Annotated in this window: 9 protein-coding genes and 1 pseudogene; 5 read left to right on the top strand and 5 right to left on the bottom strand. The window is 73.2% G+C overall.

Annotation, left to right across the window (positions count from 1 at the left end; translation table 11 throughout):
- The 3 genes from ACWCSD_RS41860 to ACWCSD_RS41870 all read right to left on the bottom strand — a co-directional run.
- Positions 1-231: pyridoxamine 5'-phosphate oxidase family protein (locus ACWCSD_RS41860; protein WP_449923322.1), on the bottom strand; the 231-nt coding region annotated here is incomplete at its 3' end.
- A 149-nt stretch (positions 232-380) separates the two neighbouring features.
- Entirely contained in the window at positions 381-1,850 is a 1,470-nt protein-coding gene (rox, locus tag ACWCSD_RS41865; RefSeq protein ID WP_449923325.1) for a rifampin monooxygenase, read from the bottom strand.
- Between the two features lie 215 nt (positions 1,851-2,065).
- Positions 2,066-3,040, bottom strand: a complete 975-nt coding sequence (locus ACWCSD_RS41870) for a helix-turn-helix transcriptional regulator (RefSeq protein ID WP_449923328.1) — start codon at positions 3,038-3,040, stop codon at positions 2,066-2,068.
- A gap of 103 nt (positions 3,041-3,143) precedes the next feature.
- On the opposite strand from ACWCSD_RS41870, the gene ACWCSD_RS41875 reads away from it, so the two are divergent.
- From ACWCSD_RS41875 to ACWCSD_RS41885, 3 genes are all read left to right on the top strand, one after another.
- Positions 3,144-3,539 (top strand): RidA family protein, encoded by a 396-nt coding sequence (locus ACWCSD_RS41875; RefSeq protein WP_449923339.1) that lies wholly within the window; start codon positions 3,144-3,146, stop codon positions 3,537-3,539.
- 120 nt (positions 3,540-3,659) lie between these two features.
- Positions 3,660-4,883: an FAD-dependent monooxygenase gene (locus ACWCSD_RS41880; RefSeq protein ID WP_449923331.1), complete on the top strand. Its 1,224-nt coding sequence runs from the start codon at positions 3,660-3,662 to the stop codon at positions 4,881-4,883.
- Between the two features lie 43 nt (positions 4,884-4,926).
- Positions 4,927-5,661: a TetR/AcrR family transcriptional regulator gene (locus tag ACWCSD_RS41885; protein ID WP_397157132.1), complete on the top strand. Its 735-nt coding sequence runs from the start codon at positions 4,927-4,929 to the stop codon at positions 5,659-5,661.
- 39 nt (positions 5,662-5,700) lie between these two features.
- Here the strand turns inward: ACWCSD_RS41885 and ACWCSD_RS41890 are convergent, their stop codons facing one another.
- Both ACWCSD_RS41890 and ACWCSD_RS41895 read right to left on the bottom strand, forming a co-directional pair.
- On the bottom strand, positions 5,701-6,174 hold the full coding sequence (locus tag ACWCSD_RS41890; RefSeq protein WP_397157134.1) for a carboxymuconolactone decarboxylase family protein: 474 nt from the start codon (positions 6,172-6,174) through the stop codon (positions 5,701-5,703).
- A 99-nt stretch (positions 6,175-6,273) separates the two neighbouring features.
- Complete coding sequence (locus ACWCSD_RS41895) at positions 6,274-6,873, bottom strand: CGNR zinc finger domain-containing protein (protein ID WP_397157136.1); 600 nt, start codon at positions 6,871-6,873, stop codon at positions 6,274-6,276.
- Positions 6,874-6,959: 86 nt separating this feature from the next.
- Here ACWCSD_RS41895 and ACWCSD_RS41900 point away from each other — a divergent pair, with 86 nt between their 5' ends.
- Both ACWCSD_RS41900 and ACWCSD_RS41905 read left to right on the top strand, forming a co-directional pair.
- On the top strand, positions 6,960-7,748 hold the full coding sequence (locus ACWCSD_RS41900; RefSeq protein WP_449923336.1) for an MBL fold metallo-hydrolase: 789 nt from the start codon (positions 6,960-6,962) through the stop codon (positions 7,746-7,748).
- 59 nt (positions 7,749-7,807) lie between these two features.
- Positions 7,808-8,262: pseudogene (locus tag ACWCSD_RS41905) on the top strand (MFS transporter); the annotation flags it as partial.

Below are 8,262 nucleotides of genomic sequence, written 5' to 3' on the forward strand. Positions count from 1 at the left end.
CACCTCGGTGTCGATCGTCAGGGCGACCGTCGGGTTCGCGCGCAGGGCGGCGAGCTTGGGGGCGTTCTTCGTGGTGCACATGACGATCTCGGAACCGTTCCAGGTGAACGAGATCGGGACGTTGCGCGGCGTGCCGTCCTTGGCCACGTACGCCAGCCGGGTCAGGTCGCGGGCCAGCAGCTCCCGGCTGATCGGCCGGTTCAGGATCTCGGTGATCTCGTTCGTCCGCATGGTCGTCCCTTCGGGGTCGTCTTCGTGTTCCGCCCCTGGGACGGAGCCGCCGGAGGGTTCTCGACATCCGCCGGCGAACAATTTTTCGGCGCCGGCCGCTGCCCGGTGACCGGACCAGACCGCCGGTCACCGGGTTCATGGCGGGGACGTCAGCCGACGGGCATGCCGAACCAGCGGGACAGGTGGATGTCCAGGTCCCGCTGGTCGTCGCCGATCCAGGCGACGTGGCCGTCCGGACGCAGCAGGACGCACGGGACGTCGAGGGCCGCGGTGGGATCCGCGAGGTGGTCGACCCGGTCCGACCAGCCGCCGGGGGTCAGGCGTTCGGTGCGGTCCAGCAGCAGGCCGCGGCCGCGGCGCAGCAGGTCGTAGAGGCGGCCCTGTTTCACGTCGATGTCGCGCAGGCGGCGGCCGACCAGGTCGGGGCCCTCGCCGAAGTCGTAGCGGACGCCGATCGCGGTGATCTTCTCGATCAGGTGGCGGTTCACCTCGTCGAAGTCCATCAGCTCGGTGAACAGTCTGCGCACGGCCCGCGGGCCCGGTTCGGCGGACAGCAGCTCCGTCTGGGCGCGGGTGTTGTCCAGCACGTCGGCCGCGACCGGCCGGCGTTCGGCCTGGTAGGTGTCCAGCAGCGGGCCCGGCGCCCAGCCGCGGAGCTGCGCGGCCAGCTTCCAGCCGAGATTGACGGCGTCCTGAACGCCCAGGTTCAGGCCCTGTCCGCCGATGGGCGGGTGGATGTGCGCCGCGTCGCCGGCCAGCAGCACCCGCCCGACCCGGTACCGCTCGGCCAGGCGGGTGGCGTCCCCGAAGCGGGACAACCAGCGCGGGGAGTGCACGCCGAAGTCGGTTCCGGCGACGGCGCGCAGCTGTCGCCTGAAGTCGTCGAGGGTGGGCGGTTCCGCACGGTCGCCGGGCTCGGCCGCGGGCACGACGACGCTGTATATCCCCTGGCCGAAGGGCCGGAGCCAGAACGGCTGGGGCTTCTCGCGCATCCCGGCCATCGTGGCGGCCACCGTGGCGGCGATCTCCTCCTGCGGTACGCCCGCCTCCATCTCGCCCATCAGCGTCCCGTTCCGCGAGGGTTCGCCCGGGAAGCCGACGCCGAGCAGTTTGCGCACCGTGCTGCGCCCGCCGTCGCAGCCGACGAGGTAGCGGGCGCGCACCCGTTCCCCGTCGGCCAGTTCGACGGTCACGCCCTCGTCGTCCTGGTCGAGACCGGTCACCTCGTGACCGCGCCGGACGTGCGCGCCCAGGTCGAGCGCGTGCTCTTCGAGCAGCCGCTCGATGACGGGCTGCGGGATGCCCACCATGTAGGCGTGCGCGGAATCCAGGCCCTTGGGCGCGGGCTTGTCGATGGCGGCGAAGAAACCGGCGGCCGGACGCTGTCGTCCGTGCTGGAGCACGCGCTCCAGCAGGCCGCGCATCGCCATCAGTTCGAGGCTGCGCACGTGCAGACCGACGATGCGGACGAACGACTTGGGCTCGGTCTCCTTCTCCAGGACGAGGACCCGTACGTCGTGCAGCCGCAGTTCGGCGGCGAGCATCGCGCCGGTCGGCCCGCACCCGGCGATGACCACGTCGTAGTCGAGGGGCGCTGCGGTGGGCTGCGGAGAATGCATGGTTGTTGCCTTTCGGGAGTGCCTGCTGGCGCGGCGCTCCCGGCGACACCTGCCTCAGTCGCCGACCGTGACCCCTGAGGGGAGCACCCATGTCGTTGCTGTGTCCACGGGTACCACCTCCTCGATCTCTCGCACGGCCACCGGCAAACTAACAGCGACCCCCGCGGCCCGCCAACAGGTTTTCAGGCAGGCTCCGCGCGGCAGGCGGCCGGTTCTCAGGACGGCGCCCGGTAGCGGGTGGCGAGCGCGGTCGCGCGGGTGTGCAGGGAGTCGCGCAACCACTGCGGGGACAGGGCCTCGGCGTCCGTGCCGAGCTGCCACAACGCCCAGACGGCGTGCCTGTCGTCCTGGAACGTCACCTCCAGCCGCAGCAGGCCGCCGGCGTCGGCCTCCTCGGCGAGAACGGCCAGCGCGGTGCCCAGCAGCTCCTCCCGCCGCCTCGGGGCCATCCGCACCAGCACGGTGACCTGGTCGCCGCCGGTGCGGAACCGGGTGCTGCGCTCCTGCCAGGCCCGGTCCAGGTCGACCCGGTCGGGCCGCTGCGCGGGTTCGGGAAGCGCCCTGGCGGCCTGGACGCGCGACAGCCGGTAGGTGCGGTCGGCCCCGGACCTCGTGGCCAGCAGGTAGCCGCGGTCGCGGATGGTGACCAGGCCGATCGGGTCGACCGTCCGCCACTCGGGCGCCCCGCCGAAGGGCGCGTAGTGGATCTCCAGCTTGCGTCCGGCGAAGACCGCGCGCAGGACCTCGGCCGCCACGTCGTCGGGCACCTCCTCGGCGGCCAGCCGGCGGGACAGCAGGTCGGTCTCCGGGTCGATGAGCAGCCGCTCGGCCGCGCCGGCCGCGGTGTCCCGGTAGCTGTCGGGCAGCGCGTCGACCACCTTGAGCATCGCCGAGGCGAGCGCCGAGCCGAGGCCGAACGCCTGCGCGCCGCGCCGCGACCCGGCGACCAGCAGGGCGAGCGCCTCGTCGGGGTTGAGGCCGGTGAGCTCGGTCCGGAAGCCGGGCAGCAACGCGAAACCGCCGTGCCGGCCGCGCTCGGCATAGACCGGGACGCCCGCCGCGGACAGCGCCTCGATGTCGCGCAGCACCGTGCGGGTGGACACCTCCAGCTCGCGGGCGAGGGTGGTCGCCGACAGCCGTCCGTGCTGCCGCAGCAGCAGCACCAGGGAGACCAGCCGGTCGGCACGCATGCGAAAACCCTATCGAGATACACGACACAGGATGTCGTGATTCGTTGGGAGGCTGATCACCATGACGTCGAAGAACGTGACATCGAACGGAGCTGACATGACACTGGAACGAACGGCGATCAACCCGGTCACCTGGTCGGTCGAGATGGGGTTCAACCAGGGCGAGCTGGTCTCCGGGCAGACCCGCACCCTGTACTGCTCGGGGCAGACCGCGACGGGCGACGACGGCACGCCCCGGCATGACGGCGACCTGGCGGCGCAGCTGGCGTTGAGCCTCGACAACCTGGAGGCCGTCCTGGGGAAGGCCGGCATGTCGTTGACGGACCTCGTCCGGCTCAACGTCTACACCACGGACGTGGATCTGCTCTTCCAGCACTACGGCGTGCTGGCAGCGAGGCTGGGGGGCGCCGGGGCGGCGCCGGCCACCACGATGCTCGGCGTGACGAGGCTGGCGATCCCCACCTTGATGGTCGAGCTGGAGGGCACCGCGGTCGCCTGACACGCCCGCGCCGCGCTCCTCCTCCTCCTCCCAGGCCCGCTCGCGCGAACTGACCAACAGAACCATTTTGGTCAGTTCGTCCGCTAGCATGCTCAGGGAAGCTCGTGAAAGGAGTGCGCCATGACGAATGCGGGCGGGACGACTGGCCGGGCGCTGGTGGTCGGGCTGGGGATCGCCGGGATCGCCACCGCGTTGCGGCTGCGCCAGATCGGCTGGGAGCCGGTGGTGGTGGAACGGGCGCCTGCCCGCCGCTCCGGCGGTTACTTCATCATGCTGTTCGGCGCCGGCATCGCCTCGGCCGGGCGGTTGGGCGTGCTGGAGGCCATCGGCGACCGCAGCGGCCCCCATGTCACCAGCTACGAGGTGGACCGGGCGGGGCGCCGGCGTCCCGGGATGAACCCGTCCCTCCTCCCCGGCGGGCCCCGGCCGCTGCTGCGCGGCGACGTGGAGCGCGGCCTGTTCGCGGCGCTGCCGGACGACGTGGAGATCCGCTACTCCACCGTCCCCGCCCGCATCACCCAGGACGACGCGGCGGCGGAGGTGACGCTGCGCGACACCGCGTCCGGCGCCACCGTGACCGAGCGCTTCGACCTGGTGATCGGCACGGACGGCCTGCGCTCGACGGTGCGCCGGCTCGTCTTCGGCCCCGACGAGGAGTACCTGCACCCGATGGGCTACATGGTCGGCGCCACCGTGCTCGACGGCCCGGTCGACGGCTTCGGCCTGCACGAGGGGCTGGTCCTGGCCGAGCCGGGCCGCTCGGTGTGGGCCTTCCCGTTCGCCGACCACGCCCCGAGCGTGCTGTTCTCCTACCGCACCGCCGACGCCGACGCCGAGTTCCGCCGCCCGCCGGTCGCCTCCATCCGCGCCGCCTTCGGCCCCGAACCCGCCGGCCCCCTGCTGGAGGGGCTGCTGACCCGCTACGAGCAGGCGCCCGACGCGCTGTTCGACTCGGTGCAGCAGGTCAGGATGCCGCGCTGGCGCCGTGGCCGGGTCGTCCTGGTCGGCGACGCCGCCTGGTGCGTCACCCTGTACGCGGGCATGGGCGCCTCCAGCGGCCTGGCCGGCGGCGAGCTGCTGGGCACCATGCTGCAACGCCACCCCGGCGACCTGCCCGGGGCGTTGCGGGCCTGGGAGGCGCGGATGCGGCCGTTCGTCCGCCTGCAACAGGAGAGCGCGCTGCCCGGACGGCGCATCTTCACCCCGCACGACCGTAAGGAGCAGTTGCTGAGAGCTGGGATGATGCGCCTGATGCGGATGCCGGGCGTCGGCAGGGCCATGGGCAGGAGAATGCTCAACAACAAGGACATGCGGGCCAAGAACCTCGACGTCGCCGCCCTCTGACGCACAACCGAAGATCCTGCCCCACGACCCGGAGGACAGCGCAGTGAGCCGCCTGATCGAACACCACTCGCACAAGGCCGCCCGCATTCTGGACAGCGCGCGCGAGCTGGTGGCCGACCACGGCGTGCGTAAGGTCACCGTCAGCGAGATCGCCGCGGCGGCCGGGGTCGGCAAGGGCACCGTCTACCTGTACTGGCCCACCAAGGAGGACCTCGTCCTCGGCCTGTTCGCCCGGGAGCTGCTGGCCTTCCTGGAGGCGGTCATCGCCCGCATCACCGCCGACCCCGCCGCCGTGCTGCCGCGCCACCTGGCTCCGCTGCTGGTCCGCACCGGGCTGAGCTCCCCGCTGGCCCGCCGCCTCGCCACCAAGGACGCCGACCTGGTGCGGCTGCTCACCGAGCAGACGGGCGACCGCGACCTGTTCGACCGCACCCGGCCCAGCGCGATGTGCCAGGCGGTCATGCCGGTCCTGCGCCGGCACGGGCTGCTGCGCAAGGACCGCCCGCTGGCCGACCAGTCCTACGCCATGCACGCCCTGCTCACCGGCTTCGGCACCGCCATGTCCGTCCCGGACTCCGCGCCGCCCAGCGCCGGCGACCCCGCGGACGTCCTCGCCGACGCCGTGGCCCTGCTGCTCGAACCGGCGATCGTCCCCGCCGGCCAGGCCGTCACCGCGGCCGCCGACGACACCGCCGCCGCCTTCCGCGAGACGAGGAACGCCGTCCTGGACATCATCGACCGCACCCAGACCGCCGGCGACGCCCCCGGCCGGCGGTAGCGGGCGCGGGGGCGTCGTCGGGGGCGTCGTCGGGGTCGTTCAGCGGGCGGCGGGCTGGTAGGCGCCGCCGCGCTGCCGGTTGATGACGGCGAAGCGGTTGGTGGCGTTGATGAGCGCGATGAACGCCACCAGGGCGGCGAGCTGGTCGTCGTCGTAGTGCTCGGCGGCGTTCGCCCAGGCCTCGTCGGTGACGCCGCCGGCGCCGTCGGCGATGCGGGTGCCCTGCTCGGTCAGCTCCAGGGCGGCCCGCTCGGCGTCGGTGAACACCGTCGACTCGCGCCACGTGGCGACCAGGTTCAGGCGCTTGACGGTCTCACCGGCGTGCGCGGCGTTCGTGCCGTGGACGTCGGTGGCGTAGCCGTCGCCGTTGATCTGGCTGGCGCGCAGCATCACCAGGTTCTGGGTCGTGGCCGGCAACGCCGACTCCTGGATGAGCACCGGGGCCGCTGCGCCGTAGTGTCCGAGGGCCTTGGCGACGACCGGGCTGCCGAAGAGGTTGAGGCGGGTCTCCATGATGTGCTCCTTGCTTCTCAGTGGTTCGACCAAGAGATGCCGGAGACCCGCGTCCTGTGACAGCTGAACATGTGACGTGCGCCACACCGGCGCGGGCCGTCAGCCGGGAGTGGGCTGGGTGCGCCGGGCGTAGGCGCGGGCGGCGCGGGCGCGGTCGCCGCACCGCGTGGAGCACCAGTGGCGGCGGCCGTGCCGCAGCAGGTAGCGGTTGCAGGGCGGAGATCCGCAGCCGGTGAGGCGTTCGGCGTCGGGGCCGGTGAGCAGGTCGGCCGTGTTGGCGGCCAGGGTGGCGAGGGCGCGGTCGAGGATCTCGTTGGTGGGGCACGGCGTCGCGCGGTAGGGGCCGTTCTTCTCGTCCCAGTACAGCAGGGCGGCGGTGGGGGCCTTGCTCAGCGCGTCGTTGACGGCGGACAGGGCCGTGGGCAGGACGGGCAGCCCCGCGACCCGCGCGCTGAACAACGCCCTGACGTGCTCGCGCAGCGAGCGCAGCTGCGTCGCGCACATCTCCTGCACCCCGGCGTCGGCCGGCGCGAGGCCGCGTTCGGTGAGCCAGCGATTCGTCGCCGCGGGCGTGCCGAGCAGGTCGACGAACTGCCCGCCGGGCAGCGCGATGGCGCTGTTGACGAAGTCGAGGGCGAGGTGGTCCTCCGCCCCCGGCGCGGGCGGCAGCACGGACTCGGCGGTCGGCGTCTCGCTCATGTGTCTCATGGTACGGCTTGCGCTCGTCCGTGAGACACCGTTACCGTCATCACGGATAAACCGCTCTCCATCCGTGAGGAATTCGCATGGCCATTTTCGGCGCGCCCATCGAGCAGATCCCCGTCCGCGTCCTGGGCGGTCCCACCGCCCTGTTCGAGTACGGCGGCCTGCGCTTCCTGACCGACCCGACCTTCGACGCCCCCGGCGACTACCACGTGCCGGGCGGCCGGCTGACCAAGACGGCTCCCCCGTCCGCCACGCCCGCCGACCTCGGCCGCATCGACGTGGTCCTGCTCTCCCACGACGAGCACCCCGACAACCTGGACCACGCGGGCCGCGCCCTGCTGGCCGACGTCCCGCTCACGCTCACCACGCCCGGGGGCGGGCAGCGGCTGGGCGGCACGGCCAGGGGCCTGGCCGACTGGGAGTCGATCGAGCTGGACCGCCGCGACGGCGGCACGATCACCGTCACCGGCGTGCCCGCCGTGCACGGCCCCGGCCCGCGCGAGGAGGTCGAACCGATCACCGGCCAGGTCGTCGGGTTCGTCCTGACCGGGGAGGGCCTGCCCACGGTCTACGTCAGCGGCGACAACGCCTCGCTGGACGCGGTCCGGCAGATCGCCGGCCGGTTCGGCCCGGTGGACACCGCCGTGCTCTTCGCCGGTGGGCCCCGGTTCTCCGTCCTGTTCGACGGGCGGCTGATCGTGCTCGACAGCGCGCAGGCCGTGGAGGCGGCCGGGATCCTCGGCGCCCGCCGGGTGGTGCCCGTGCACTACGACAGCTGGGCCCACTTCACCGAGGGCCGCGACGACCTGGTGGCCGCCTTCACGGCCGGCGGCCTGCTCGACCGCCTGGACCTGGGCGACCGGGCCTGACCACGCCTGCGGGCCCGGGCCACGCCGTCGATGCAACCCCTCTTCGAAAGAGCTCTCTCGTGACGACCAACGTGCCCGTCCGGGCAGACGACGTCCCGCGCGTCGAGGCGCAGCGCCGCTCCCTGATCGTCCTGGTCATCGCCCAGGTCCTCAGCGGCGTCGGGCTGGCGGCCGGCGTGACCGTCGGCGCCCTGCTCGCCCAGGACATGCTCGGCTCCACCGGCCTGGCCGGGCTGCCCAGCGCCGTGGGCACCGCCGGCTCCGCCCTGGCGGCCGTCGCCGTCGGGCGCCTCTCCCAGGCCCGCGGCCGTCGCCCCGGCCTCGCCCTGGGGTATCTCGCCGGCGCCGTCGGCAGCGGCGGCGTCATCGTCGCCGCCGTCGCCGGCCACCCCGGCCTGCTGTTCCTCTCCCTCTTCCTGTACGGCGCCGGCACCGCCACGAACCTCCAGGCCCGCTACGCCGGAGCCGACCTGGCCGCCCCCGCACGCCGGGCGGCCGCGGTGTCCACCGTGCT

Source organism: Nonomuraea sp. NPDC001684, assembly GCF_053596515.1.

Excerpts from the sequence above, each read along its gene's own strand:
- ACWCSD_RS41895 (WP_397157136.1), bottom strand. The coding sequence starts at position 6,873 with ATGAGCGAGACGCCGACCGCCGAGTCCGTGCTGCCGCCCGCGCCGGGG.
- ACWCSD_RS41890 (WP_397157134.1), bottom strand. The coding sequence starts at position 6,174 with ATGGAGACCCGCCTCAACCTCTTCGGCAGCCCGGTCGTCGCCAAGGCC.
- rox (WP_449923325.1), bottom strand. The coding sequence starts at position 1,850 with ATGCATTCTCCGCAGCCCACCGCAGCGCCCCTCGACTACGACGTGGTC.
- ACWCSD_RS41870 (WP_449923328.1), bottom strand. The coding sequence starts at position 3,040 with ATGCGTGCCGACCGGCTGGTCTCCCTGGTGCTGCTGCTGCGGCAGCAC.
- ACWCSD_RS41900 (WP_449923336.1), top strand. The coding sequence starts at position 6,960 with ATGGCCATTTTCGGCGCGCCCATCGAGCAGATCCCCGTCCGCGTCCTG.
- ACWCSD_RS41880 (WP_449923331.1), top strand. The coding sequence starts at position 3,660 with ATGACGAATGCGGGCGGGACGACTGGCCGGGCGCTGGTGGTCGGGCTG.